This window comes from Streptomyces sp. NPDC002853 (assembly GCF_053591915.1).
The window spans coordinates 347,869-373,830 of the sequence record NZ_JBSFUS010000007.1 but is presented as its reverse complement, the minus strand read 5'-3'; the positions used below and the strand labels follow the sequence as shown (position 1 = coordinate 373,830).

Sequence of the window (25,962 nt, the reverse complement as noted above, 5' to 3'; positions counted from 1 at the left end):
GAGGTGGGTAGGCTGCCCGGCGTGGCGAGAGTGCGGTTGAGCGTGGCGGAACGGCGGGCGGAGCTGCTTGCCGCCACCGTCGAACAGATCGAGGTGCGCGGTGTGGCGGCCGTACGCATCGCGGACGTGGCCGCGGCGCTCGGAGTGAGCAACGCGCTGGTCCTGTACCACTTCTCCACGAAGGAGAAGCTGGTGGCAGCGGCCTTCGCGCACGCCGCGGAGAGCGATCTGGCGCATCTGCGCGCCCTCCTGGGCCGCCGCACCACGGCCCTGCGCCGCCTGCGCGCCGCCGTCCGGTGGTACGCCCCCACCGGCCGGGCCAAGGGCTGGCGCCTCTGGATCGAGGGCTGGTCCGCCGCACTGCGCGAACCCGCCCTGCGCACGGTCACGCGCGACCTGGACCAGCAGTGGAAGGCCGCCCTCGCGGAGGTCATCGGGGAGGGCGTCACCGCGGGCGAGTTCACCTGCGCGGACCCACGGTCCACGGCCCTGCGCCTCACGGCCCTGCTCGACGGCCTCGCGGTGCAGCTGACGGCCTACGAGGGCGCGCTGCCCCGCGCCCGCATGCTGGCGTGGGTGGACGAGGCCCTGGACCGAGAACTGGGCCCGGCCCTGGTCGCGTCGCCCTCCGCTGACGCCCCCTTCAGGACGCCGACTTGATGTGCATCCTGACGGTGTAGGGGTCCACGCTCCCCTTCGCCTCCACGTGGTCCCCCGACGACTCCCCCCGGAGCCTCCGCCCGAACCACGGAACGAGGTACTCGCGCGCCCAGTTGATGTTGTCGCGCCGCACCTCCAGCGTGCCGCGCGGCGGCTCCGGGGGCCACGGCTGATCCGGGTCCGCGGGGACCTCGAGGCCCAGGACCTGGGCCGCGCGCAGCGCCACCCGGGTGTGGCCCTCGGCGGAGAGGTGCAGGCGGTCGCCGTCCCAGGCACGGCGGTCCTGGATGGTCTTGAGGGACCACAGGTCGAGGACCGGGCAGCCGTAGCGGTCGGCGATCGCGCGGACATGACCGTTGTACGTGGCGATCTTGCCGCGCAGGTGCTTGAGGACCGGAATTCCCCGGGTGTCGAAGCCCGTGGTCACCATGACCGTGCCGACCGCCGACGTGAGGTCGACGACGGCCCGCTCGAACCGCTCGGCGACCTCGTCCGGGTCGGTGCCGGGACGGATGATGTCGTTGCCGCCCGCGCAGAACGACAGGAAGTCGGGGCCCATCTTCTTGGCCAGGGGCACCTGGTCCGCGACGACCTGGTCGAGCAGCTTGCCGCGCACGGCGAGGTTCGCGTACCGGAAGGTGTGTTCCGGCTGCAGGTCGTCGAGGAGCACCGCAAGGCGGTCGGCCCAGCCGACGAACGCACCGTCGGGGCCGGGGTCCCCCACGCCTTCGGTGAAGCTGTCGCCGACCGCTGCGTAGGAGGTGAATGTGTCAGGGATGAAGGTTGTCGACTCTGCTCTCACGTCGTCACATCTTTCACCTCACCAAGTGACCTACGCCACCGTAGGGAGGGGTTGACGGGGGGTGAGATAAGCCACCGGTCAAGTTTCGTCCAAGCCAGGAATAGACGGCCAACGCGTCGCCGCCGCGAGGGGGTTCACCTGTGAGGCAACGCTCATGCACCAGCAGTGATTGCCTCAGGTACCCATGTCGTATGGTCGAAGTCCCACCCCGACCGGCGAGTACGCCGGCGCCCGGACCGGAGGAGCCCCCGTGACGCAGCAGGTCCCGCCGACAGAGCTGACGACGACCGAGCAGGCGGAGCCCGAGCTGGCCGGAGTCCGCAACTTCCGTGACGTGGGCGGACTTCCGACCGTGGACGGCCGCCGCGTGCGCCACGGCCGGCTCTTCCGCAGCGGTCACCTCGCGCACGCCACCGCGTCCGACGCCGCGTTCCTCTCCACCCTGGGCCTGCACACGATCTACGACTTCCGCAACGCGGCCGACCAGCGGCTGGAGGGTCCGGACGTCGAGCTGCCCGGCGTACGCAACGTGAACCTGCCGCTGACCGACCCGGCCCACGGCGCCGAGTTCTGGACGATGGTCCGCGACGGAGACCTGGACCAGTTGCGCGCGGCGCTCTCCGAGGGGCAGGCCGCGGGGCGCCTCTCCGACACGTACCGCGAGATCATCAGGGACCGCACCGCCGAGCACAGCCGGGTGCTGCACGAGATGGCCGCGGACAGCGTGCCCGCCCTGATGCACTGCGCGGCGGGCAAGGACCGCGCGGGCCTCTCCATAGCCGTCACGCTGCTCGCCGTCGGCGTCGAGCGCGACGCCATCGAGGCGGACTACCTGGAGTCGAACGCCACCCACCGCCGCTACAAGGTGCGCCGCAGCGACAGCTCCCCCAACGCGATGTCCCCCGAGGTCATGCAGCTGCTCAGCCCGCTCTTCGAGGCCCGCGCCGAATACCTGGCCGCGGCCTTCGAGACGATCGAGCAGACCTGGGGCGACACGGAGACCTACCTCGCCGAGGGCCTCAACCTGACCCCCGAGACCCGCGAGCGGCTGCGCGAGCACCTCCTGGACTGACGCCCTCCCCGGGCCGCACCGTCACTGGTTCTGCGCGCCCAGCGTGAACAGCAGGTAGATGAAGGCCGCGAACACGTGGCCCACCGCGACGTAGATGATCAGCCGGATCCAGAGCCCGCGGGGGAGCTTCTCCTCCATGGACATGGCCTTCTTTGCGGGGACGGCCGGCTCGGGCTGCCGCGCTTCGGGTTCCGTCATCGCGTGTCTCCCAGGGTGGAGCTGTGCGGGGTCCCGCCGAGGCACAGCGCGGTGGCGGGACTCTGCAGCAGGGTGTGGACGAAGAGAAGGTCGGTGCCGAGGTGGTCCGCGGCAGCGATCCGGTGCGGGGTCAGCGAGTCGAAGTGCGCGCTGTCCCCCGGTTCGAGCGTGTACGTGGTGTCGCCGAGCCGCAGCCGAAGGCGCCCCTGGAGGACGTAGAGCCACTCCTCGCCGGGGTGGACGCGCACGATGTCGCCCTGTGCCCCATGCGGGACGTGCACCCGCAGCGCCTGCATGCCCCGGGCCTGCGCGCCCGCCTGCCAGTAGGTCCAGCCGCCGGCCCGCGTCGGTTCCATGTCCGAGGCGCGGACGATCGCGTCCCGGTCGGCGGGCTTCTCGCCGAGGAGTTCCGAGACCGTCGTACCGTAGGTGCGGGCGAGTGCGAGCAGCATCGGCAGCGACGGCTGGCGCCGCCCCGTCTCCAGGCGGGAGAGGTGGGCGGGCGAGAGCCCGGCGCTGCGGGCCGCGGCCTCCAGCGTCAGCGCGGCACGGCGCCGCAGCTCACGCAGCTGCGGGGCGACGGCGGGCAGAGCCTCGGCGGCCTCCGGGTCGAGCGGTTCTGGCTCGGCATTGCTCATACCCCGATTGAGCCAGGCTCTTGCCCCCGAGGCAACTTTCTTGCCCCAGAGGCAAAAGCCGCCGGGCCTGCCACCGGCACCCGGCGGTGACTCCGACGCCTCAGCGGTTCGCGACCGCCTGCTTCACCAGCGTCCTGCCGAAGTCCCACATCAGCCCGCCCCCGCTGTGCGCCTCGTCCATCACGGCGGTGAAGGCCTCCACGAACCGGTCGACCTCCCGCTCCCCCACGGTCAGCGGCGGGATCAGCTTGATGACCTCCAGATGGTCGCCGGAGACCTGGGTGAGGATGCGGTGCTTCTGCAGCAGCGGCACGACGACCATCTGCGCGAAGAGCCCCTTGCGGGCCGTCTGCAGCATGGTCCAACGCCCGCGCAGCTTCAGCGACTTGGGCCGCCCGAACTCGATGCCGACCATCAGGCCCCGGCCGCGCACCTCGCTCAGGAGCTCGTAGCGGTCGACGAGCGCGCCGAGCCGCGTCTTCAGGAGCTCGCCGGTCACGCGCGCGTTCTCCACGATCTTCTCGTCCTCCATGACCGCGAGGACCGCGAGCCCGGCCGCCATGGCCTGCGCGTTGGACCCGAAGCTCGCCGAGTGCACGAGCACCCGGTCCATGGACGAGTACACCTTCTTGAAGATCCAGTCCTTGCCGAGGGTCGCGCCCACCGGCACATAGCCGCCGGACAGCGCCTTCGCGACGCACACCAGGTCCGGCTCGACGCCTTCCTCGTGCTGGTAGGCGTAGAACTCACCGGTCCTGCCGAGGCCCGTCTGCACCTCGTCGGCGATGAGGAGCGCCTTGTGCCTGCGCAGCAGCTCCTGGGCGGCCGCCAGATAGCCGGGCGGCGTCTCGAGCACGCCCTTGCCCTGGATGGGCTCCACGATGAGCCCGGCCACGTCGCCCTTGGCCAGCTCCGCGCGCAGGGCGTCCAGGTCGCCGAGCGGCACCGCGGTGTCGGGCAGCAGCGGCGCGAACCCGTCCCGGAAGCCCGACTCGCCGTTCACCGAGAGCGAGCCGGTGGTCAGGCCGTGGAAGGCGTGCGTGCAGTAGAGCACCCTCGGCCTGCCCGTCGCGTACCGCGCGAACTTCAGCGCGGTCTCGACGGCCTCCGTGCCGCTGTTGCCGAAGAAGACACGGTCCAGGTGCGGGCTGTGGGTGAGCAGCTTCTCGGCGAGCAGACCGGGCAGCGGCTGGCAGTCGAAGCGCGTCAGGTCGGCGAGCGAGGCGTCCAGGACGTCGTGCAGCGCCTTGCGCACGACGGGGTGGTGGCGGCCGAGGCCCATCACCCCGAAGCCCGCGAGCATGTCGAGGTAGTCGTTGCCCTCCGCGTCCCAGAAGTACGCGCCCTCGGCCCGTTCGTAGACCTTGTCGAAGCCGATGGTGTGCAGCATGCGCGGCAGCTGATGGTTCAGATGCCGCGCATGCAGTTCGTAACGCTCGGCGCCCCGCTCGGCGAGGAGTCTGCCGAGGTCGAACTCCTTGGTCATGCTCCGTGCTCCTTGGCTGCCAGTGTGGCGCTGATCCGACCCGCGATCTCGACAGGGGTGAGCCCGAGGTCCGCGAGCACCTCGGCCCGTTTGGCGTGCGCGAGGAACTGCTCGGGGATGCCGAACCGCCGTACGGGAACGTCGACTTCGGCATCGCCCAGCGCGAGGGCGATCGCCGCGCCGACCCCGGACGCCCGGCTGTTGTCCTCCACGACCCCCACCACGCGGTGCCGTGCGGCCAGCGCGGGCAGCTCGGCGTCGACCGGCTTGACCCAGCGCGGGTCGACCACGGTGCAGGTGAGGCCCCGCTCCCGCAGCAGCTCCGCCGCCTGCAGGCAGACGGGCGCCATCACGCCGACCGCCACCAACAGCACGTCCACGTCGGCGTCTTGACCGCTTTGGTCGCTGGGGCCGCTGTGGGCCAGGACGTCCATGCCGCCGATCCGGTCCACCGCGGGGATCGCGGGGCCCACCGACTCCTTGGGGAAGCGGAGCAACGTCGGCGCGTCGTCCACGGCCACCGCTTCCCGCAGCTGTACGCGCAGTTGGTCGGCGTCGCGCGGCGCGGCGATCCGCAGCCCCGGCACGACCTGGAGGATCGACATGTCCCACATGCCGTTGTGCGAGGCCCCGTCGACGCCCGTGACCCCGGCCCGGTCCAGGACGAAGGTGACGCCGCACTCGTGCAGCGCGACATCCATCAGGAGCTGGTCGAAGGCCCGGTTGAGGAAGGTGGCATAGACGGCGACGACGGGGTGCAGGCCCCCGGTGGCGAGTCCGGCGGCCGACACCGTGGCGTGCTGTTCCGCGATCCCGACGTCCCACACCCGGTCGGGGAAGGACTGGGCGAACTTCGTCAGACCGACCGGGCCCAGCATGGCCGCGGTGATCGCGACCACGTCTTCCCGCTCGGCACCGATGCGCACGATCTCGTCGCCGAACACCGAGGTCCAGGACGGGCCGTTGGAGGGCGCGAGCGGCTCGCAGGTCAGCGGGTCCATCACCCCGACCGTGTGGAAGCGGTCGGCCTCGTCGGCGAGCGCGGGTTCGTAGCCGCGGCCCTTCTCGGTGAGGCAGTGGACGATGACGGGGCCGTGGAAGCGTTTCGCACGTCGCAGTGCCGACTCCACGGCGCCGGTGTCGTGCCCGTCGATCGGCCCGACGTACTTCAGGCCGAGGTCCTCGAACATGCCCTGCGGCGCGAAGGCGTCCTTGAACCCCTTCTTGGCGCCGTGCAGCGACTCGTACAGCGTGTGCCCGACGACGGGGGTGCGCTGGAGTATGTCCTTGCCCCAGGCCAGTACCTGTTCATAGCTGTCCGTCGTACGAAGTGTGGCGAGGTGGTTGGCGAGACCGCCGATGGTGGGGGCGTACGAACGCTCGTTGTCGTTGACGACGATGATCAACGGCCGGTCCTTCGCGGCCGCGATGTTGTTGAGCGCCTCCCACGCCATGCCGCCGGTGAGCGCGCCGTCCCCTATGACGGCGACGACGTGGCCCCGCTCCCCCAGGACCTGGCGCGCCTTGGCCAGTCCGTCGGCCCAGCCGAGCGCCGTCGAGGCGTGACTGTTCTCGACGATGTCGTGCTCGGACTCCGCGCGCGAGGGGTAGCCGGACAGGCCGCCCTTGCCGCGCAGCTTGGAGAAGTCCTGCCGGCCGGTCAGGAGTTTGTGCACGTAGCTCTGGTGGCCGGTGTCCCACACGATGCGGTCGATCGGCGACTCGAAGACCCGGTGGAGGGCGATGGAGAGTTCCACCACCCCCAGATTGGGGCCGAGGTGGCCTCCGGTCCTGGCGACCGCGTGCACCAGGAACTCCCGTACCTCCTCGGCCAGTTCGTCGAGCTCGTCCTCGGTCAGCGCCTTCAGGTCACGCGGCCCCCGGATGGATTCCAGAATGGTCATGCTCGGCCCCCTCTCTGGTGGAACTCAGCTCACCATGACGTCCGGCACCCCTGAGGTGACGCCGTCGTCCTGCATCTGTTCGGCGATCTTCATCGCCTCTTCGATGAGGGTCTCCACGATCTTCGACTCGGGAACGGTCTTGATGACCTCGCCCTTGACGAAGATCTGCCCCTTGCCGTTGCCGGACGCGACACCGAGATCCGCCTCACGGGCCTCGCCGGGGCCGTTCACGACGCAGCCCATGACGGCGACACGCAGCGGGACCTCCATGCCGTCCAGGCCCGCGGTGACCTCTTCGGCCAGCTTGTAGACGTCGACCTGGGCACGGCCGCAGGACGGGCAGGAAACGATCTCCAGGCGGCGCAGCTTGAGGTTGAGGGACTCCAGGATCTGGATGCCGACCTTGATCTCCTCGGCGGGCGGCGCGGACAGCGAGACGCGGATCGTGTCGCCGATGCCCTCGCTCAGCAATGCCCCGAAGGCCACCGCCGACTTGATCGTGCCCTGGAAGGCGGGACCCGCCTCCGTCACACCGAGGTGCAGGGGGTAATCGCAGGCCGCAGCCAGCTGGCGGTAGGCGTTGACCATGACCACCGGGTCGTTGTGCTTCACCGAGATCTTGATGTCCCGGAAGCCGTGCTCCTCGAAGAGCGACGCCTCCCACAGCGCGGATTCGACCAGCGCCTCCGGGGTGGCCTTGCCGTACTTCTTCAGCAGACGCGCGTCCAGGGAGCCCGCGTTCACACCGATCCGGATCGGCGTGCCCGCGTCATTCGCCGCCCGCGCGATCTCCTTGACCTTGTCGTCGAACTGCTTGATGTTGCCCGGGTTCACACGCACAGCGGCGCACCCGGCGTCGATGGCCGCGAAGACGTACTTCGGCTGGAAGTGAATGTCCGCGATCACCGGGATCTGCGACTTCCGCGCGATCGTCGCCAGCGCATCCGCGTCGTCCTGCGTCGGACACGCCACCCGCACGATCTGGCAGCCGGAAGCGGTGAGTTCGGCGATCTGCTGCAGCGTCGCACCGATGTCGGACGTACGCGTCGTCGTCATCGACTGCACCGACACCGGCGCGCCGCCCCCCACGGCCACCGGCCCGACCTCGATGCGTCGCGAGACGCGACGCTCCGCGATCGGTCGGACCGGCAGCTCAGGAAGGCCCAGTGCGACAGGCGTTCCAGGGGTCATCACGTCACCCGCGGTTTCCGGAGACCGTCTCGCGGGCGGCGCGGATGGACTCCTTGAGGGAGCCCATGGTGGCCAGGACGGCGGTCGGCTCGTAGCCGCAGTGCGCCATGCAGTTGGCGCACCGCGGGTCCTTGCCGCGGCCGTACTTGTCCCAGTCGGTCTCCTCGATGAGCTCCTTGTACGTCGGGACGTACCCGTCGCTCATCAGGTAGCAGGGGCGCTGCCAGCCGAAGAGCGAGTAGTTCGGGATCGCCCAGGCGGTGCACGGGAAGTCCGCCTTGCCCTCGAGGAAGTCGAGGAACAGCGGCGAGTGGTTCAGGCGCCAGCGCCGCCTGTTGCCGCCCGCGAACGCCTTCTTGAACAGTTCGCGGGTCTGCTCGACGCCCAGGAAGTGCTCCTGGTCCGGCGCCTTCTCGTAGGCGTAGGCGGGCGACAGCATCATCTCGTCGACCTGCAGCTCGTCGTTGAGGTAGTTGAGGACCTCGATGATGTTCTGCGGGGTGTCGTTGCTGAAGAAGGTCGAGTTGGTGGTGACCCGGAAGCCGCGCTTCTTGGCTTCCTTGATCGCTGCCACCGCCTCGTCGAACACGCCCTCCTTCGCGACGGACTCGTCGTGCCGCTCGCGCATGCCGTCGATGTGCACGGCGAACGCGAAGTACGGGGAAGGCGTGAACTTCTCCAGCTTCTTGCGCAGCAGCATGGCGTTGGTGCAGAGGAAGACGTACTTCTTCTTGGCCACCAACTGCCGCACGATCTCGTCCATGTGAGGGTGCATCAGCGGCTCGCCACCGGCGATGGACACCATCGGCGCACCGGACTCAAGGACGGCGCCCACGGCCTGGGCCACCGGCATGCGCTGCTTGAGCACACCGGCCGGATGCTGGATCTTCCCGCATCCCTCGCAGGCGAGATTGCACGCGAAGAGCGGCTCCAATTCGACGATCAGCGGGAACTTCTCACGCTTGCGGAGCTTTTGTTCAAAGAGATACGTCGCGACCTTGATGGTCTGGCGCAGCGGCATGGCCATCTGGCTCACCTCCGTGGGAGCAAAGAAGAACGGTGCCATTCGAAAAATGCGGGAAGCACGGTGCGAAGAACACGGAAAGCCGATATTCCACCGCGCACCGTGCCGATGCGGACGAGTTCGTGCTGTGGGGCGTCCACGACCACCCGGACGGCGGCAACGGGACGGTCTCCCGCCCGCAGCGCGCTGTGCAGGGTCGCGGCGGACTCCATGTCCACCGCGATCGCGCCCGTGGCGAGCAGGCCGGCACGTTCGTGCCCCCGGACGACATGGTCGGATCCGGTGAGCGGGCCGGTGTGCACGGTGCGTCCGGGAACGGCCCGCTCCAGCTCCTTGACCAGCAGATCGGTGCCGACGCAGGGCGTGTGGCCGTGTGCGCCGCGGGTCTCGTCGGCGACGATCAGGTCGCCGGGGTGCATGCCGGGGGCGAGCCCGGCGCAGAAACCGGTGGCCACGACGGCGGCGTGGCGCAGCGGTTCCTTGCCGAGGGCGGCGGTGACGGCGCGCTCGGCGTTCTTGGGGCCCATGCCCGTACGGAGCAGGGTGACCCGCCCGTGCGCGTCGCCGCGGTCGCCCGTGCGCAGGGCGAGGTGCTCGATGCCGAGCGCGCAGGCGATCAGCAGCGGTGCGGGGTCCGGCGCGGCCGGGGTCCTCTCCATCAACCCCCCTTGGCGGAGAGGCCGGCGAACGGCTCCCCGTTGACGTACCGGCCGAGGGCCGTGAGCGGGAACACCTGCCGGTAGAGGTGGTAGTTGATGGAGAAGTCCCAGGGGAAGCCGGTGCCGGTGAAGTACGGCTCGTCCCAGGAGCCGTCGTCCCGCTGTGTCTCGGCGAGCCAGGAGACGCCACGCTCCACGGCCTTGGAGTCCCGCTCCCCGGCGGCGAGCAGCGCGAGCAGCGCCCAGGCGGTCTGCGAGGCGGTGGAGACGCCGTGGCCCCGCCACTCCTCGTAGCGGTAGGAGCGCAGGTCCTCGCCCCAGCCTCCGTCGTCGTTCTGCACCGACTCCACCCAGGTGACGGCGCGGCGCAGCGCGGGGTGCGATCCCGGCAGTCCCGCCGCGGTGAGCGCGGGCACCACGGACCCTGTCCCGTATACGTAGTTGACGCCCCAGCGGCCGAGCCAGGAGCCGTCCGGCTCCTGTGCGGCGAGCAGCCACTCGATGCCGCGCCGGGTGCGCGGGTCGTGTGCCTTGCCCTCGATGGCGAGCATCTCGACGACGTGCCCGGTGACGTCGGCCGACGGCGGGTCGATGACCTCCCCGAAGTCGCAGAACGGCAGCCGGTTGGGGAACGGGCTCGTGTTGTCGGCGTCGAAGGCGGCCCAGGCGTTGTTCTTGGACTGCATGCCCAGGGTCCAGCGCACTCCGCGGCTGATCGCGTTCTCCATGCGCGCGCGGTCCGGGTGGTCGACGCGGCGCAGGGCCAGGATGACCTCGGCGGTGTCGTCGATGTCGGGGTAGTTGTCGTTGTGGAACTCGAACGCCCAGCCCCCGGGGGCAAGTTGAGGCCTGCGGACGGCCCAGTCACCGGGCCGCGCGATCTCCTCGGCGAGCATCCAGTCCGCGGCCTTGATGAGCTGCGGATGGTCGGCGGGCACGCCCGCGTCGGCGAGGGCGATGGTCGCCAGGCAGGTGTCCCAGACCGGCGACTGACACGCCTCGATCATCCGTGCGCCGTCCTCGCGCCACACCGCGAACCGGTCGAGGGATGCCAGGCCCGCCTTGAGGACCGGGTGTTCCAGGTCGTAGCCGAGCAGATGCAGTGCGATCACGGAGTAGACGGCGGGCGGCTGGATACCGCCCCAGCAGCCGTCGTTCTCCTGGCGTTCGATGATCCAGCGAGCGGCACTGTTCATCGCGGCCTTGCGCAGCTTGCGCGGGGCGACCTTGTGGTAGACGTGCAGCGCCTTGTCCAGGCGCTGGAAGACGCCGTCCCAACTCCCCATGGGCGCGAGGGGCTTGCCCGGGTTCGGGACACGCACGTCGCTGTGCAGCTCGTCCAGCGGGAAGGGCGCGGGACGGACGGGGCGCTTGGCGGAGACGACCGTGAGCGGCACGATCGTCTGCCGGGCCCAGCACCCGAAATCGTAGATGTTGAGGGGCAGCCACTTGGGGAAGTAGATGAGCTCCGGCGGGAGTTCGGGCAGGTCGTCCCACTTCCACCAGCCGAACAGGGCCAGCCAGATGCGGGTGAAGACGCGGCTCTCGGCGATGCCGCCCTGGTCGCGGATCCAGGCGGAGGCCTTCGCCATGTGCGGGTCGTCGGGGGCGTCGCCCGCGAGGCGCAGCGCGACGTACGCCTCGATGGTGGTGGAGAGTTCGCCTGGGCCGCCGAAGAAGGTGGCCCAGGTGCCGTCCTCGCGCTGCTCGCCGCGGATGAAGAGCGCGGCGGCGCGGGTGGTCCTCGCGTCCCGGATGCCAAGGAACTGACGGAGCAGCAGGTCCTCGGCGTCCATCGTCACGTTGGTCTCGAGGTCGCCCTTCCACCAGCCCTGGGCGTCCTGCTGTCCGAGCAGGAACTCGGTCGAGCGTTGTATGGCGCGCGCGGCGGCGTCATGTGGCCCTGCTGTCGCGGCGGCGTGGTCGAGTGGCTGGCTGGCCGAGGTTGCGCGGGGCGTCACCGCTCCGGTGCTTCCGTCGGTCGTCGCTGTCATGGCTTCCCCTTCGTGCAGTCGTCTTCTCTGCTGTGGGTCCGCCGTCGGCCGACGCGCTGGGCGCCGGCCGGCGACTGCGAGTCCTATATCTGCTCGATAGTGATCATCTCTTCCGTACGACGACGAAGTCGGCGAGCGCGACAAGCTGCGCCCGTACCCGGTCCGGCATCTGGACGGTGTCCAGGGCCTCGATGGCGATGGTGTGCTGGCGCCGGGCCTCCTCGGCGGTCCACTCGCGGCCGCCCGCCTGCTCGATCAGGGCGGCACGCGCGGCGAACTCCTCCTCGGAGAAGCTGTCGAAGTCGTTGCTCTTGGCGTCGGCCGCGAGCAGCTCGCCGAGCTGCTCGGAGGCCGGCCCGCCCGCGGCGAGTGCGGCCACGACCGGCAGGGACTTCTTGCGCTGGCGGAGGTCGCTCCAGGTCTGCTTGCCGGTGGCCTCCGGGTCGCCCCAGATGCCGAGCAGGTCGTCCACGGCCTGGAAGGCGAGGCCGAGGTGGTAGCCGTACTTCTCCAGGACGTCGGCGGTGTGGTCGTCGGCGCCGCCGAGGACCGCGCCGATGGAGACCGCGCAGGCGAGCAGGGCGCCGGTCTTGTTGCCCTCCATCTCCAGGCACTCCTCGACGGTGACCCGCTCGCGGTGCTCGTAGGAGATGTCCTGCGCCTGGCCGTCGATCAGGGCGCGGGTCGCGGTGGTCAGGCGGCGCGTGGCGCGGCCCGCCTCGACGGTGCCGATCTCCAGGAGGATCTCGTTGGCGAGCGCGAAGAGGGCGTCGCCGACGAGGATGGCCTGGGCCGGGCCGTGCACCTTCCACACCGTGTCGCGGTGCCTGCGCTGCTCGTCGCCGTCCATCAGGTCGTCGTGCAGCAGCGAGAAGTTGTGCACCAGTTCGACGGCGACAGCTCCGGGCACGCCGACCTCCGGCGCGGCGCCCGCCGCCTCCGCGGAGAGCAGGGCGAGCGCGGGACGCACGGCCTTGCCGCCGTCACCGTCCGACGGGTTGCCCTCGGCGTCGATCCAGCCGAAGTGGTAGGCGGCGACGGTGTCCATGGGCGGTGCGAGACGGTCCACGGCGGACCGCAGCACCGGGGTCGCCAGCGTCCTTCCGCGCTCGAGCAGTGAGGTCACGTCCACCGTGTCGGCAGCCGATTCGGCCGAGGGCACAGTCGGCACAGTCTCTCCTCTTGTTCCGGTGCTGGATTCCTGGGGACCTGACCCCAGAAGGGCTGGCTTCACGCGGCCTCCTCGACGTCGAAGAGGTGATCGCGTGGGCGGTCGAGAGCGGAGAGAGCGGCCCCGGCGGCACTGATGCCACTGCGCACGGCGCTCTCCATGGTCGCGGGCCACCCCGTGGCGGTCCACGCCCCGGCCAGATACAGGCCGGGAGCCTTGGTGCGCGCACCGGGCCGCAGCCGGCCCACACCGGGAGTCGGCGCGAAGGTCGCCGTGCGCTCCCGGGTCACGAAGAAGTCCCGTACCTCCGCGCCGTGCGCGGCGGGCAGCAGCCGCTCGAGCTCGGGCAGATAGCGCTCGCGCAGCGCGGCGACGGGTGCGTCGATCTCGTCCTGGGCGGCGGACTGGGACAGCGCGACGTACTGCCCCTCGGTGAGCCCGGAGGCGTCGGTCCGGTCGAAGACCCACTGCACCGGCGAGCCGATGGCGGCGAAGAACGGCCGCTTGAGGACCTTGCGGTCGTACACGACGTGGATGTTGAGGATCGGCGCGGTGTCGATGTCGAGCAGCCGGTCGGGCTCGTCCAGGGCGCCGTCCGGGAGCAGGTCGTGGGCCTCGTGCTGCGGCACCGCGAGCACGACGGTCTGCGCCTCGATCGTCTCGCCGGGAACTTCGACCTGCCAACCCCCGTTGTCCGTACGGGAGATGGAGGTGACTCGTGCCCTCAGTTCGGTTCGCACGCCCGCGGAGTCGAGCGCCTTGCGGGCGAGCGTGTCGTGGAGATCACCGAGGGGCACGTGTGCCCAGCCGATGTCTGCGGCGCCCGGGTCCGAGAGCAGCCCGGTCTTGAAGACCATCGCGGCGAGGCCCAGCGAGGAGTCCCCCGCGACGGCGTTCAGCGTGGCCACGCCGACCAGGTCCCACAGCGCCTCGATGGCGCGTGCCGACTGGCCGTGCTCGGCCAGCCAGCTGCCGAAGTCCTGGCCGTCCAGCTTGGGGTCGGTCGGGTCGAGTCCCTTGAGGGCGAGCGCGGCGCGGCCCACGTTGGCGCGCTCCGCGAGCGACAGATGCGGATACGTGGCGAGGCTCGCCGCCAGATGCAGCGGCACGGGCAGCGCGGTGCGGCGCAGTCGTCCGAGCCGGTTGCGGTCGGCGTCGAGTACGGGCACGTCGAGACGTTCCTGCAGGGGAGCGAGGGCGGCGCCGTCGACGCGGTCGAGGAACCAGCGGTAGGCGGTGCAGCAGCGCAGATAGACGTGCTGGCCGTTGTCGACGGTCAGTTCGCCGCGCTTGAAGGAGAAGGCGAGCCCGCCGAGGCGCGGCCGCCCTTCGAGCAGCGTCACACGCAGTCCCGCGTCGGCGAGGGACAGCGCCGCGGTGATGCCGGCGAGACCGCCGCCGACCACCACGGCGGCCCCGCGGCCCGCATTGCCGTCGGCCTCCGCGGCCGACCGCGTGTCGTCGTCGCTCATGCGCTTTTCCCCTCGGCGGTTGCAGTCTGGGACGCCGGAGCCCGGCGGAGGGTTGCCCGCCGGTTGCAGGGGGATGCCCTACGTTCACCGCATTCGCCGCGGATGCCCATCAAGTACGCCTCCTGACGGTCTGTCGGGAGATGGTGCGCGCATCGAGACCGGAGAGACCGCGCACGGCGACATACGCCTTTTCGCGGCCGGGCAGCGAGACACGGCCGCGCAGGACCGCCTCGGGCTCCCGCTCGATGCGGTCGAGGAGGCGCCGGTAGATGCCCGCCATGGCGGCGACGCAGGCCCCGCTGCGCCGGTCCAGCATGGGAAGGAGCCGGTACCCCTCGGCGAAAAGCGCCCGCGCCCTGCGCACCTCGAAGTGCACGAGCCCGGCGAAGTCGGAGCCGGCGGGCGGCTCGGAACCCGAGAACCCGGCGGAGCAGCCGAACTTGGCGAGATCGTCGGCGGGCAGATACGTACGGCCGCCCTCCGCGTCCTCGCGCACGTCCCGCAGGATGTTGGTCAATTGGAGCGCGAGGCCGAGCGTGTCGGCATACTCCGGCGCGCGCTCGGCATTGAGCGCCCCCCGTTCCGTACCGAACACGCCCAGCGAGAGCCGGCCGATGGCTCCCGCCACGCAGCGGCAGTAGACCTTGAGGTCCTCCCACGTCTCGTACGTCTCGCCGCGGACGTCCATCAGGACCCCGTCGATCAGTTCGTCGAGCCCGCCGAGCGGGATGGGGAAGTGATTCGCGGCGTGCGCGAGCGCCACGGCCACGGGGTCGGTGTCGTCCTCGTCCACGTTCCCCGCGCGGATCCGGGCGAGGAGGGCCCGGGTCTCGTCGAGGCGCTCGGCCTTGACGTCCGGGGCGAGCGCGCCGTCGCCGATGTCGTCCACGCGCCGCGAGAGGGCGTAGAGCGCCGACATGGCGCGGCGCTTGGGCATCGGCAGCAGCCTGATGCCGTACGCGAAATTGCGTGCCTGCTGTCCGGTGACGGCCTCGCAGTAGCTGTATGCGGCGAGTACCGGCGCGGACACGTTCGGGCCTGACTCCACGGTCCGGCTCACCCCTCTCCTCGCAGAACCGCCCCCACCTCGCGCAGCAAACGCGGTTTGGTGGGTTTCGGCGGTCCAGGAAGTACGTCGTATCCGGCGGCGGCGATCGCGGAGACCGCCGCCCTCCCCCCAGCCACGAAACCTGCAAGCAGCACCTTCAGCCTGCCGTGGACGCTACCCACCAGGGGGGTGCCTTCATTCAGGAGGCAGCGGGCGCGTTCTGCTTCATATGCAACCAGTGCGCGCACCGATGCGCCTGCTGTCGGCGCGGCGAGATCCCGCTCCTGGACATGAAATCGCTTCATGTCCTCGGCAGGCAGGTAGATGCGGCCCTGTCCCAGGTCCTCTGCGACGTCCTGCAGGTGCTCGACGATCTGGAGGCCGGTGCACACCGCGTCCGAGCGGCGGATCCGCTCCGGCGTCGCGGTGCCTGTGATGCCGAGCACGAGCCGGCCCACGGGGTTCGCGGACAGCTCGCAGTAGGCGAGGAGGTCGTCGTACGTCTCGTAGCGCGCGACGAGCTGGTCCTGGCGGTTGGCCGCGATCAGGCCGAGGAAGGGTTCGGGGGTGAGGCGACAGCGCCGCACGGTGGGCTGGAGCGCGCGCATCAGCGGGTGCCGCGGAGTGGAGTCGAAGACCCGGTGCAGGTCGGCCTCGAAGGCGTCCAGGAGAGCCGGCCGGTCCTCGGCCGCATCGGGGTCCACGCCCAGGTGGCGGGCGTCGGCGCCGCCGGGGGCCAGGTCGCCGTCGCCGATGTCGTCGACGAGGCGGGCGTAGCCGTACACGGCCATGAGGTCGTCGCGCCAGGCGCGGGGCAGGAAGAAGGGCGCCACGGGGAAGTTCTCGTCCGCGGCCTTCGCTAGGACGGCGGATGCGTCGTGCAGCTGGAGATCATCCGTAGCCATTGCCGTCACATCTCCCGTTCTACACTGCCGACCCAATACATCCTATTTCGGACACGCCGCCCGGCCCTCCGCGAGGCGGACCGTGCCATGAGCCGGGGCGCCGCGCGATATCGCCCCACTTGCCGCGAATCAGCACCGGTACAGCTTACGTTGTACAACGCAGCCTGCATCGTCGGGGTGTTCCGCGCATCACAACAACACACCGATTGGCGTCAATCTTCCCTGCAGGCAAGGGACTTGAGGTAACCACCGGGGCTGTCGGGACTCAGGACGCGACAGGGCCCCGCCGGGTTGACTCCGGCGGGGCCCTGGTGCATTCGGGCGTACGGCAGGGGCTATTTGCCCGTGAACTTCTCGTATTCCTTTATGACCTCGTCGGTCGGCCCGTCCATGCGCAGCTCACCGCGCTCCAGCCAGAGCACGCGGTCGCAGGTGTCACGGATGGACTTGTTGTTGTGACTGACGAGGAAGACCGTGCCGGCCTCCTTGCGGAGCTCGCGGATGCGGGCCTCGGAGCGCTTTTGGAACTTGCGGTCACCCGTCGCGAGCGCCTCGTCGATCATCAGTACGTCGTGGTCCTTGGCGGCCGCGATGGAAAAGCGCAGGCGGGCCGCCATGCCCGACGAGTACGTACGCATCGGCAGGGTGATGAAGTCGCCCTTCTCGTTGATGCCCGAGAAGTCGACGATCTCCTGGTAGCGCTCCTTGATCTGCTCGCGCGTCATCCCCATCGCGAGCCCGCCGAGTATGACGTTGCGCTCGCCCGTGAGGTCGTTCATCAGGGCCGCGTTGACGCCGAGCAGCGAGGGCTGGCCGTCGGTGTAGACCTTGCCCTTCTCGGCGGGCAGCAGGCCTGCGATGGCACGGAGCAGGGTCGACTTGCCGGAGCCGTTCGAGCCGATCAGGCCGATGGCCTCGCCGCGGTAGGAGGTGAAGCTGACGCCGCGCACGGCGTGCACCTTGCGTACGCCCCGCTCCTCGCCGCGCCTGAGGATGCGGCTCAGGGCGGAGGTCGCGCTGCCCTTGCCCGTCTTGGCGCCGTTCACGCGGTAGACGATGTGCAGCTCGTCGGCGATGACGGTGGGGATGTGCGTCCTGTCGATCTTGTCGACGGTGTTCTCATCAGCCACGGCCGTAACGCTCCTCAGCCTTCCAGAAGTACACGAAGCCCCCGACGGCGATCAGCACGGCCCAGCCCGCGGCGATCGCCCAGGTCCAGTAACCCAACGGGAGGTACTCGATGCCGTACCCGTCGATCAGCGCGAAGCGCATCAGGTCCATGTAGATGGCCGCCGGGTTCCACTGCAGGATGTCGGCGATCCACTCCGGCTTGCCCTCGAGCATGACCGGGATGGAGAACATCACGCCGGACGCGTACATCCACGTACGCATCACGAACGGCATCAGCTGAGCGAGGTCGGGGGTCTTGCTGCCCAGCCTGGCCATGATCATCGCCAGGCCCGTGTTGAACAGGAACTGCAGGGCGAGGGCCGGGACGATCAGCAGCCACGACAGCTTGGGGTAGCTGCCGAAGCCGATCGTGATGACGAACAGCACGATCATCGAGAACAGCAACTGCTGGAGCTGCTGCAACGAGAAGGAGATCGGCAGCGAGGCCCGCGGGAAGTGCAGTGCGCGCACCAGACCGAGATTGCCCGCGATCGCCCGGACACCCGCCATCACCGAGGACTGCGTGAAGGTGAAGACGAAGACACCGGTGACCAGGAACGGGATGTAGACCTCGCGTTCGAAGCCCCGGTCGGCCTCCAGGATCAGACCGAAGATCAGGAAGTAGACGAGCGCGTTCAGGAGCGGCGTCGCCACCTGCCACAGCTGGCCGAGCTTGGCCTGGCTGTACTGAGCGGTCAGCTTCGCCTGCGAGAAGGCGAGGATGAAGTGGCGCCGTCCCCAGAGCTGGTTGACGTACTCGAAAAGTCCGGGCCGTGCGCCGCTGACGGTCAGACCGTACTTGGCGGCGAGATCGGCTCGGGAGAGCCCGTCATCGGGCGACGGAGGCGAGGTCACCGCGACTCCGCCGTCATGCGTTGTCTCACTCACGAGTGGAAACTTTCGTCTTCAGATGCGCAGCCGGTCGGGCGTAGGCGTGGGCCAGGGACCGGGGTATGGCCCAGATGTTCTCAGACCCGAGCTTCTCAGATGACAGGAGGTCGGCCCAGTCGGGTCAGCCGCCACACCGTACGCCACCTCATCGGCCTGCGAGGTCCGCAGGGCGTCGTCCAGCCCTCCTTGAAGCCGCCGAACCAGGCCTTGAGCGCGGGGCCCGAAGGCTTCCTGGCCAGGGTCAGGAGCATCCACACGCCGAGGTAGACCGGGACCAGGAGCGCGGGCAGGTTGCGACGGGCGAGCCAGACACGGTTGCGCGCGACCATCCGGTGGTAGACCGCGTGCCGCGAGGGGGCGGTCGTCGGGTGGAGGAGCACCATGTCGGCGCGGTAGTCGATCATCCAGCCCGCGTTCAGGGCACGCCAGGCGAGGTCGGTCTCCTCGTGGGCGTAGAAGAACTCGTCGGGCAGTCCGCCGACCTCGGCCGTGACCTGCGTACGGACGGCGTTGGCGCCGCCGAGGAAGGTCGTCACGCGCGAGGAGCGCATCGGGTCGGCCGCGCGCAGGCGCGGGACGTGGCGGCGCTGGGTCTCGCCGGTGTCGGGGTCGGCGATGCGGAAGCTGATGATGCCGAGCTTCGGGTCGGCGGCGAAGGCCTCGCGGCACAGCTGGGCCGTGTCCGTGTTGGCCAGGAGGCCGTCGTCGTCGAGGAAGAGAAGAACGTCGACGTCGGTGCCGCCGGGGCCGAAGGCCTCGATGCCGACGTTGCGCCCGCCGGGGATGCCGAGGTTCTCGGGCAGCTCGACGGTGCGTACGCCTTCGGGGACGTCGGGCACGGGGGCGCCGTTGCCGACGACCACCACCTCGACCGGGTCGCCGTCCTGCTTGGCGACCGAGTCGAGCAGGGCGCGCAGCTCCTGCGGCCGGTTGCCCATGGTGATGATGACCGCGCCGACCTTCAGGGGCCGGCTCCCCGCGGCACTCACTTCAGCCTGCTGGAGGCGAGGATGGACACGAGGTGCAGCAGGGTCTGCAGCATCGCGATGCCGGCCAGGACGGCGACACCGATCCGGGAGAAGAGCAGGTCGCCCCGGACCGAGTCCACGATCGCGAGGACCAGGATCAGCAGCGACGCCTCGATGCCGAGCACGAGCCGGTGGAACTTCAGCGCACCCGCGGCCCTGCGCGCCAGGGCCATGCCGGAGGAGCGCGGTTCGGAGGCCGACTCCTTGACCGGCGCGAGGCCCTGCTGGTGGCGGGCGACACCGACGAGGTCGGTCTCCGCCTTGATCAATATGGCGCCGAGCGCGGCGAGCGTGCCGAGGAAGGCCCACAGCCAGTCGATGCGGCCCGAGCCCCACAGGTCCGCGGCCCGCAGACCGAAGCCGACGAGCACGGCGGCGTCGCACAGGTAGGCGGCGACCCGGTCCAGGTAGACCCCGGCCATGGAGTACTGCTTGCGCCAGCGTGCGATCTCGCCGTCGACGCAGTCCAGCAGGAGATACAGCTGGACCATGATCACGCCGAGCACGGCGCCCGTGATCCCCGGCACCAGAAGCGCCGGGGCGGCCAGGGCGCCGGCCACGGTCATCAGATACGTGAGCTGGTTGGGCGTGATCCTGGTGTTCACCAGGTAGCGGTCGCAGCGCAGCGAGATCTCTCGCATGTACAGGCGTCCCGCCCAGTGCTCACCGCTGCGCCGGTCCTTCACCCCTGCGGGGTGAACGACGGGGCGGAGTTCAGCTACCGATGGCCTTGGCATAGTCGGCGTATGCGTCCTTGATCTGGTCGGAATTCAGATTGAGGTGCTCGAGGATCGTGTAGCGCCCGGGGCGCGTCTGCGGGGCGTACTCCACGACCTGGACGAACTCGTCCACGGTGAAGCCGATCTCCTCCGGCGTCACGGGGAGGCCGTGCCTGCGCAGCACCTCCACCATGTACAGCGACTCCTCGCGGGCTCCACGCAGGAACATCGCGAAGGCCGCGCCCAGGCCGCACTGCTCGCCGTGGCTCGCCGCGCGCTTGGGGAAGAGGAGGTCGAAGGCGTGGTTGATCTCGTGGCAGGCGCCGGACGCCGGGCGGGAGTCGCCCGACACGGACATCGCGATGCCGGTGAGGACCAGACCCTCGGCGAGGACCTGCAGGAAGGCGTCGTCGCCGACACCACCGGGGTGACGCAGGACGGCTTCGCCGGCCTGGCGCGCCATCGCGGCCGCGAGGCCGTCGATGTCCTCGCCGCGCTCACGGGCGGCGAGCTCCCAGTCCGCGATCGCGGAGATGTTGGACAGGGCGTCACCGATGCCGGAGCGCACGAAACGTACGGGGGCCTCACGGATCACGTCGAGGTCGATGACGACCGCGATGGGATTCGGCACTCCGTACGAGCCGCGGCCCGCGTCGTTGTCGAGCGTGGCGACCGGCGAGCACAGGCCGTCGTGCGACAGGTTCGTCGCGACGGCGACCAGCGGTGCGCCGACCCGCGCCGCGGCGAACTTGGCGCAGTCGATGATCTTGCCGCCGCCGAGTCCGACGACCGCGTCGTAGCGGCCCTTTTTGATGGCGTCGGCGAGCTTGATGGCGTCGTCGAGCGTGCCACCGCCCACCTCGAACCACTCGGCGGTGGGCAGCGACGGTTCGAGCCGCTGGCGAAGCACCGCGCCGGAGCCGCCACTGATGGCGATGGCGAGCTTGCCGGTTGACGAGCAGATCCGCTGGTCGGCCAGGACACCGGCCAGGTCGTTGAGCGCCCCCGGCCGGATGTCCACGACGACCGGCGAGGGGATGAGCCTCGTCAGTACTGGCACGCGATCTCCCGGCCCTTGGCGAGGTCGTCGTGGTTGTCGATCTCGACCCACTTGACGTCGCCGATCGGCTCCACGTCGACCTTGAAGCCGCGGTTGACGAGCTCCTGGTAGCCGTCCTCGTAGTAGAGGTCGGGGTCACGCTCGAAGGTGGTCTTCAGGGCGTCGGCCAGCTGCTCGGCGGCGTCGCCCTCGATGAGCGTGACACCGATGTACTCACCGGTGGCGGTCGCCGGGTCCATCAGCTTGGTGATCTTCTGGACGCCCTTCTCGGGGTCCACGATGACCTTCATCTCCTCGTCGGCGAGGTTCTTCACCGTGTCGAGGGCGAGGATGATCTTCTTGCCGTCGCCGCGGGCGGCGAGCAGCGTCTTCTCGACGGAGACGGGGTGCACGGTGTCGCCGTTGGCGAGGATCACCGTGTGCTTGATCGCGTCACGACCGCACCAGAGGGAGTAGGCGTTGTTCCACTCCTCGGCCTTGTCGTTGTCGATCAGCGTGAGCTTGAGGCCGTACTTCTCCTCGAGCGCCGCCTTGCGGTCGTAGACCGCCTCCTTGCGGTAGCCGACGATGATCGCGACCTCGGTGAGACCGATCTCCGCGAAGTTGCCGAGGGTCAGGTCGAGGATGGTGGTGTCACCGTCGACCGGCACCAGGGCCTTGGGAAGCGTGTCGGTGTAGGGGCGAAGACGCCGTCCGGCGCCGGCCGCCAGCACGAGGCCGATCATGCGGGTTCTCCTTCATCGTGTACGGCGGGTGCTCCACGTTTGTGAGCGGTCACCCAGAAGCGGATGCTCTCGACGAGCACCACAAGTGCCACGGCCACGGCGAGTGCCGTGAGCGCGACGGTGAAATCTGTGTCGGTGAGCAGCGTGGCGGCCAGGGCGACCGCCAGCGTCCTGCCCTCATGCCCGCCGATCGCCCGCACCAGCCAGTGCGGCGGCGCGCCTGCGTCGCCGCGGATGCGGTACACCGTGTCGTAGTGATGGTAGGCGACGGCGGACACCAGTCCGAAAGCCGCGGGCAAGGCACCGTTCACGTCCGCCTTGGCGGCGAGCAGCAGGATCGTGCCGTACTCGGCCGCGCGGAAGAACGGCGGGACGAGCCAGTCGAGGGCGCCCTTGAGGGGGCGGGAGACGGCGAGCCCGGAAGTGATGACGTAGACGACGGCGGCGACGATCACCCACGGGCTGCCGTACGACGTGAGTCCCGCCACGCAGACCAGCACGGCACCGCCGACGAAGGCGAGGACCGGCGCGGGCAGCGCGAGGCCGCCGAGCCTGAGGGCGGCGAAGGACGACGCGAGCGGCCCGGTGTCGGCGAGGTCCGCGAGTGCCTGTGCGGCGCGGTCGGTGCGGGTCGCCTTGCGGGTGAGGGAGCGCAGGACGCGGCCCGCCGTGGTGTAGCAGGCGGCGAGGCCACAGCCGATGAGCAGCACGATCAGGGTGATGCGCGGGGTGGTCACCGCGGTGAGCACGGCGATCAGCGCCCAGCGCTCACCGATCGGCAGCACGATCATCCGGCGCAGCCAGACCGTCCAGCCGACGCTGTCGAGCTTGTCGGAGAGGGCCGCGGTGGGGCTGGTGTTGGCGGTGGCGTCGTGGTTCGCCTCGTTGAAGGAGAAGTCGACCACGTGCCGGCAGGTCTGCAGGACCATCGCGCCGAGCGCGAGCGCCCATACGTCGTCGCCGCCGCGGGCCGCGCCGAGCGCGAGGCCCGCGTAGTAGGCGTACTCCTTGGCGCGGTCGAACGTCGCGTCCAGCCAGGCGCCCAGCGTCGAGTACTGCAGGGAGTAGCGGGCGAGCTGCCCGTCCGTGCAGTCCAGGACGAAGGAGAAGAGAAGAAGGAGACCGGCCGCGACGAAGCCGCCGCGGGTGCCGGTGGCCGCGCAGCCCGCCGCGATCAGGGCGACGAGCAGCGAGGCGGTGGTGACCTGGTTCGGGGTGAGGCCCCGGCGCGCGCACCAGCGGGCGATGTAGCGCGAGTACGGGGAGATGCAGTACGTCGTGAAGAAGCCGTCCCGCGACTTGACGGCCGTACGCAGGCGTACGGCTTCGTCGTCCACGGCGGCGACGGCCTGGCGTGCCTCGTTCCGCGTCTGCGGATCGCTGGGCACGGTGGCGACGAGGGTGCCGAGGTCGGGGCGGTGCAGCGCGCGGCCCTCGGCCTCGATCGCCTCGGCCACGTGGTCCGCGAGCGCCTCGACGGTCACGGCGGAGCCGCCGCCGTTGCCGGAGCCGGTGGTGGCGCGCAGGGCACGCGTCAGGTCGGCGCGGGCCTCGGGCTGCGCGGTGACGGCGCCGGGGACGGCCGACGCGGGGAAGCGCGGGTCCGTCAGGCCGAGACGGAGCGCGTGGACGTGGCCCACGAAGCGCGCGTCGACGACCGCGACCCGCTGTCCGGCGGGGACGGCGGCGAGCAGCGTCTCGGTGTCCGCCGCGTCGGAGGCGACCCGGACGTCAAACCCCAGGGACCGCAGATCGCCTTCGAGCGGCGACCCGGGGACCGGCTGACCGGTCAGGATGGCGGTCGACAGACGAACTCACTCCTTGATTGCCGGCGCGGCTCGCGCCGGGCACGTGCGTGATGAGGGGCGCCCCTGGCCGGCAGCGGCCGGGCGGCACGTCGGCAGAGGCTATCGGATGATGGGAAGCGGGCGTTCACCGCCCGTTTACGGCCCCATAAGCATGACCTGCAGAGGCCTCCGCCAACTCGATCATCATGGTCGATCGGGGGCGGCACCCACAAACCGCGCTTCGATCGACCGGCACAAACGACATAAAGTCGACGCCCATGACATGGATGATCACAGGTGGAGCGGGATATATCGGGGCACATGTGGTGCGGGCTCTGGCCGGCGCCGGGGAGCGGGTCGTCGTCCTCGACGATGTCTCGGCCGGGGTGCCCGAGCGGCTCCCCGCGGACATCCCTCTCATTAGGGGCTCATCGCTCGACGGCGAGCTGCTGCGGCGGGTCTTCGCCGAGCACGAGGTGACGGGTGTGGTGCATCTCGCGGCGCGCAAGCAGGTCGGCGAGTCCGTGGAGCAGCCGCTGCGCTACTACCGGGAGAACCTCGGCGGCCTGGTGACCCTGCTCGACGCGGTGGCCGAGGCCGGCATCAAGCGCTTCGTCTTCTCCTCGTCGGCCGCGGTGTACGGCAACCCGCCCGACGTGGACCTGGTGACGGAGGCCACCCCCTGCGTGCCGATCAACCCCTACGGCGAGACGAAGCTCGCCGGGGAGTGGCTGGTGCGGGCCGCCGGGCGGGCGCACGGCATCGCGACCGTGTGCTTGCGCTACTTCAACGTGGCGGGCGCCGTGACCCCCGAGCTCGCGGACACCGGGGTCTACAACGTGATCCCGATGGTCTTCGACCGGCTCACCCGTGACGAGTCGCCGCGGATCTTCGGCGCCGACCATCCGACGCCGGACGGCACCTGCGTGCGCGACTACATCCACGTCGCCGACCTCGCCGACGCCCACCTCGCGGCGGCCCGCCGCGTGGAGGCGCACCCCGAGGGCGACCTGACGGTGAACATCGGCCGCGGCGAGGGTGTTTCCGTACGCGAACTCGTCACGCTCATCGGGGAGATCTCCGGCGACGCCCGCCCGGCGATCGTCGAGCCGCGCCGCGAGGGCGACGCGCCGCGCGCCGTAGCGGACGCGGGCCTGGCCGCCGAGAAGCTGGGCTGGAAGGCGCGGCGCACGGTACGCGAGATGGTCGAATCCGCGTGGGCGGGCTGGTGCCTCCACCACCCCGAGGCGCGCCGCCCCTGATCACGTCAGCGCTCTGACCTGCGGTCATTTCCGCAGGTCAGAGCATATGACAACGGTGTTCAGTGCCGTGTTGCCGGATACCCCCCACCAGTAGTTCACTGTGATCGCGACAGACGCGCGACCAGGGAACAGAAGACCGATACCGAACACACGGAGGCGGCTTCCATGGGGGCTGGGCACGACCACGGACACACGCACGGGGGGACGGCGACAGCGGCGTACCGGGGGCGGCTGCGCATCGCGCTCTCGATCACGATCACCGTCATGGTGGTCGAGATCGTCGGCGGCATCATGGCGGATTCGCTCGCGCTCATCGCGGACGCGACGCACATGGCGACGGACGCGCTCGGCCTCGGCATGGCACTGCTCGCGATCCAGTTCGCCAATCGCCCGGCCACGGAGAACCGCACCTTCGGCTATGCCCGCGCCGAGATCCTCGCCGCGCTCGCCAACTGTCTGCTGCTGCTCGGCGTCGGCGGCTACGTCCTGTTCGAGGCGATCCAGCGGTTCATCACGCCCGCCGACACCGAGGGCGGACTGACCATCGTCTTCGGCGTCATCGGCCTGGTGGCGAACATGATCTCCCTCTCGCTCCTGATGCGCGGCCAGAAGGACAGCCTGAACGTGCGCGGCGCCTTCCTGGAGGTCATGGCCGACGCGCTGGGCTCCCTGGCCGTGATCGTCGCTGCGGTGCTCATCCTGACGACCGGCTGGCAGGCGGCGGACCCGATCGCTTCGCTCGTCATCGGTCTCATGATCGTCCCGCGTACGGTGAAGCTCCTGCGGGAGACCCTGAACGTGCTCCTGGAGTCCGCGCCGAAGGGCGTCGACATGGCCGAGGTCCGCTCGCACATACTGGATCTGCCGGGCGTCGAGGACGTCCACGACCTGCACGCCTGGACCATCACCTCGGGGATGCCGGTCCTCTCCGCGCACGTGGTCGTCAGCACCGAGACGCTGAACGCGATCGGCCACGAGAAGATGCTGCACGAGCTGCAGGGCTGCCTGGGCGACCACTTCGACGTCGAGCACTGCACCTTCCAGCTGGAGCCGGTCGGCCACGCGGAGCACGAGGCGAAGCTCTGCCACTGACCGG

General features: G+C 70.2%; 25 protein-coding genes. 5 read left to right on the top strand and 20 right to left on the bottom strand.

Annotated features, from left to right (window positions below):
- Positions 1-21: 21 nt before the first annotated feature.
- Positions 22-660: a TetR/AcrR family transcriptional regulator gene (locus ACWD02_RS21235; protein WP_451212898.1), complete on the top strand. Its 639-nt coding sequence runs from the start codon at positions 22-24 to the stop codon at positions 658-660.
- On the opposite strand, the gene ACWD02_RS21230 is transcribed toward ACWD02_RS21235, so the two are convergent.
- Positions 644-1,462: an SGNH/GDSL hydrolase family protein gene (locus ACWD02_RS21230; RefSeq protein ID WP_451212895.1), complete on the bottom strand. Its 819-nt coding sequence runs from the start codon at positions 1,460-1,462 to the stop codon at positions 644-646. The two genes, ACWD02_RS21235 and ACWD02_RS21230, sit on opposite strands and share 17 nt — an antisense overlap.
- Positions 1,463-1,712: 250 nt before the next feature.
- Between ACWD02_RS21230 and ACWD02_RS21225 the strand changes: the two genes are divergently transcribed.
- On the top strand, positions 1,713-2,534 hold the full coding sequence (locus ACWD02_RS21225) for a tyrosine-protein phosphatase (RefSeq protein ID WP_451212892.1): 822 nt from the start codon (positions 1,713-1,715) through the stop codon (positions 2,532-2,534).
- A gap of 21 nt (positions 2,535-2,555) precedes the next feature.
- Here the strand turns inward: ACWD02_RS21225 and ACWD02_RS21220 are convergent, their stop codons facing one another.
- The 19 genes from ACWD02_RS21220 to ACWD02_RS21130 form a co-directional block, all read right to left on the bottom strand.
- Complete coding sequence (locus tag ACWD02_RS21220; protein ID WP_451213366.1) at positions 2,556-2,672, bottom strand: DUF6126 family protein; 117 nt, start codon at positions 2,670-2,672, stop codon at positions 2,556-2,558.
- Positions 2,673-2,728: 56 nt separating this feature from the next.
- Positions 2,729-3,370 carry a helix-turn-helix domain-containing protein gene (locus ACWD02_RS21215; protein WP_451212889.1) on the bottom strand — a complete coding sequence of 214 codons (642 nt, stop codon included), beginning with the start codon at positions 3,368-3,370 and terminating at the stop codon, positions 2,729-2,731.
- 100 nt (positions 3,371-3,470) lie between these two features.
- Complete coding sequence (locus ACWD02_RS21210) at positions 3,471-4,856, bottom strand: aspartate aminotransferase family protein (protein WP_451212886.1); 1,386 nt, start codon at positions 4,854-4,856, stop codon at positions 3,471-3,473.
- On the bottom strand, positions 4,853-6,760 hold the full coding sequence (dxs, locus tag ACWD02_RS21205; RefSeq protein ID WP_451212883.1) for a 1-deoxy-D-xylulose-5-phosphate synthase: 1,908 nt from the start codon (positions 6,758-6,760) through the stop codon (positions 4,853-4,855). The genes ACWD02_RS21210 and dxs overlap by 4 nt, the downstream gene beginning before the upstream one ends.
- Positions 6,761-6,784: 24 nt before the next feature.
- On the bottom strand, positions 6,785-7,951 hold the full coding sequence (ispG, locus tag ACWD02_RS21200) for a flavodoxin-dependent (E)-4-hydroxy-3-methylbut-2-enyl-diphosphate synthase (RefSeq protein WP_451212880.1): 1,167 nt from the start codon (positions 7,949-7,951) through the stop codon (positions 6,785-6,787).
- Positions 7,952-7,955: 4 nt separating this feature from the next.
- Complete coding sequence (gene hpnH, locus ACWD02_RS21195) at positions 7,956-8,978, bottom strand: adenosyl-hopene transferase HpnH (protein ID WP_451212877.1); 1,023 nt, start codon at positions 8,976-8,978, stop codon at positions 7,956-7,958.
- 5 nt (positions 8,979-8,983) lie between these two features.
- The gene (locus tag ACWD02_RS21190) at positions 8,984-9,634 is read right to left on the bottom strand and encodes a phosphorylase family protein (RefSeq protein WP_451212874.1); all 651 of its coding nucleotides are present in this window, start codon (positions 9,632-9,634) and stop codon (positions 8,984-8,986) included.
- A complete protein-coding gene (shc, locus tag ACWD02_RS21185; protein ID WP_451212872.1) occupies positions 9,634-11,628 on the bottom strand; it encodes a squalene--hopene cyclase in 1,995 nt (664 codons plus the stop codon). The genes ACWD02_RS21190 and shc overlap by 1 nt, the downstream gene beginning before the upstream one ends.
- Before the next feature lie 103 nt (positions 11,629-11,731).
- On the bottom strand, positions 11,732-12,862 hold the full coding sequence (locus ACWD02_RS21180; protein WP_451212869.1) for a polyprenyl synthetase family protein: 1,131 nt from the start codon (positions 12,860-12,862) through the stop codon (positions 11,732-11,734).
- Positions 12,859-14,271 (bottom strand): hydroxysqualene dehydroxylase HpnE, encoded by a 1,413-nt coding sequence (gene hpnE / locus ACWD02_RS21175; protein ID WP_451212866.1) that lies wholly within the window; start codon positions 14,269-14,271, stop codon positions 12,859-12,861. The genes ACWD02_RS21180 and hpnE overlap by 4 nt, the downstream gene beginning before the upstream one ends.
- A 109-nt stretch (positions 14,272-14,380) precedes the next feature.
- Positions 14,381-15,331, bottom strand: a complete 951-nt coding sequence (gene hpnD, locus ACWD02_RS21170; protein ID WP_451212863.1) for a presqualene diphosphate synthase HpnD — start codon at positions 15,329-15,331, stop codon at positions 14,381-14,383.
- Complete coding sequence (hpnC, locus tag ACWD02_RS21165; protein WP_451212860.1) at positions 15,328-16,224, bottom strand: squalene synthase HpnC; 897 nt, start codon at positions 16,222-16,224, stop codon at positions 15,328-15,330. Before hpnC ends, hpnD begins: the two co-directional genes overlap by 4 nt.
- Before the next feature lie 335 nt (positions 16,225-16,559).
- The gene (locus ACWD02_RS21160) at positions 16,560-17,354 is read right to left on the bottom strand and encodes an ABC transporter ATP-binding protein (protein WP_451212857.1); all 795 of its coding nucleotides are present in this window, start codon (positions 17,352-17,354) and stop codon (positions 16,560-16,562) included.
- Positions 17,347-18,282 carry an ABC transporter permease gene (locus ACWD02_RS21155; protein ID WP_451212854.1) on the bottom strand — a complete coding sequence of 312 codons (936 nt, stop codon included), beginning with the start codon at positions 18,280-18,282 and terminating at the stop codon, positions 17,347-17,349. Before ACWD02_RS21155 ends, ACWD02_RS21160 begins: the two co-directional genes overlap by 8 nt.
- Positions 18,283-18,377: 95 nt before the next feature.
- The gene (locus ACWD02_RS21150) at positions 18,378-19,250 is read right to left on the bottom strand and encodes a glycosyltransferase family 2 protein (protein WP_451213363.1); all 873 of its coding nucleotides are present in this window, start codon (positions 19,248-19,250) and stop codon (positions 18,378-18,380) included.
- Positions 19,251-19,270: 20 nt separating this feature from the next.
- Positions 19,271-20,050 (bottom strand): CDP-alcohol phosphatidyltransferase family protein, encoded by a 780-nt coding sequence (locus ACWD02_RS21145; protein WP_249586469.1) that lies wholly within the window; start codon positions 20,048-20,050, stop codon positions 19,271-19,273.
- Positions 20,028-21,092: an iron-containing alcohol dehydrogenase family protein gene (locus tag ACWD02_RS21140; protein WP_249586470.1), complete on the bottom strand. Its 1,065-nt coding sequence runs from the start codon at positions 21,090-21,092 to the stop codon at positions 20,028-20,030. The genes ACWD02_RS21145 and ACWD02_RS21140 overlap by 23 nt, the downstream gene beginning before the upstream one ends.
- The gene (locus ACWD02_RS21135) at positions 21,080-21,817 is read right to left on the bottom strand and encodes a phosphocholine cytidylyltransferase family protein (protein ID WP_363207563.1); all 738 of its coding nucleotides are present in this window, start codon (positions 21,815-21,817) and stop codon (positions 21,080-21,082) included. The genes ACWD02_RS21140 and ACWD02_RS21135 overlap by 13 nt, the downstream gene beginning before the upstream one ends.
- A complete protein-coding gene (locus ACWD02_RS21130) occupies positions 21,814-23,457 on the bottom strand; it encodes a DUF5941 domain-containing protein (protein ID WP_451212849.1) in 1,644 nt (547 codons plus the stop codon). Before ACWD02_RS21130 ends, ACWD02_RS21135 begins: the two co-directional genes overlap by 4 nt.
- Between ACWD02_RS21130 and ACWD02_RS21125 the strand changes: the two genes are divergently transcribed.
- From ACWD02_RS21125 to ACWD02_RS21115, 3 genes are all read left to right on the top strand, one after another.
- The gene (locus tag ACWD02_RS21125) at positions 23,449-23,676 is read left to right on the top strand and encodes a hypothetical protein (RefSeq protein ID WP_451212847.1); all 228 of its coding nucleotides are present in this window, start codon (positions 23,449-23,451) and stop codon (positions 23,674-23,676) included. The two genes, ACWD02_RS21130 and ACWD02_RS21125, sit on opposite strands and share 9 nt — an antisense overlap.
- 206 nt (positions 23,677-23,882) lie before the next feature.
- A complete protein-coding gene (gene galE / locus ACWD02_RS21120; RefSeq protein WP_451212844.1) occupies positions 23,883-24,866 on the top strand; it encodes a UDP-glucose 4-epimerase GalE in 984 nt (327 codons plus the stop codon).
- 165 nt (positions 24,867-25,031) lie between these two features.
- A complete protein-coding gene (locus ACWD02_RS21115; RefSeq protein ID WP_451212841.1) occupies positions 25,032-25,958 on the top strand; it encodes a cation diffusion facilitator family transporter in 927 nt (308 codons plus the stop codon).
- The last annotated feature ends 4 nt before the right edge of the window (positions 25,959-25,962 follow it).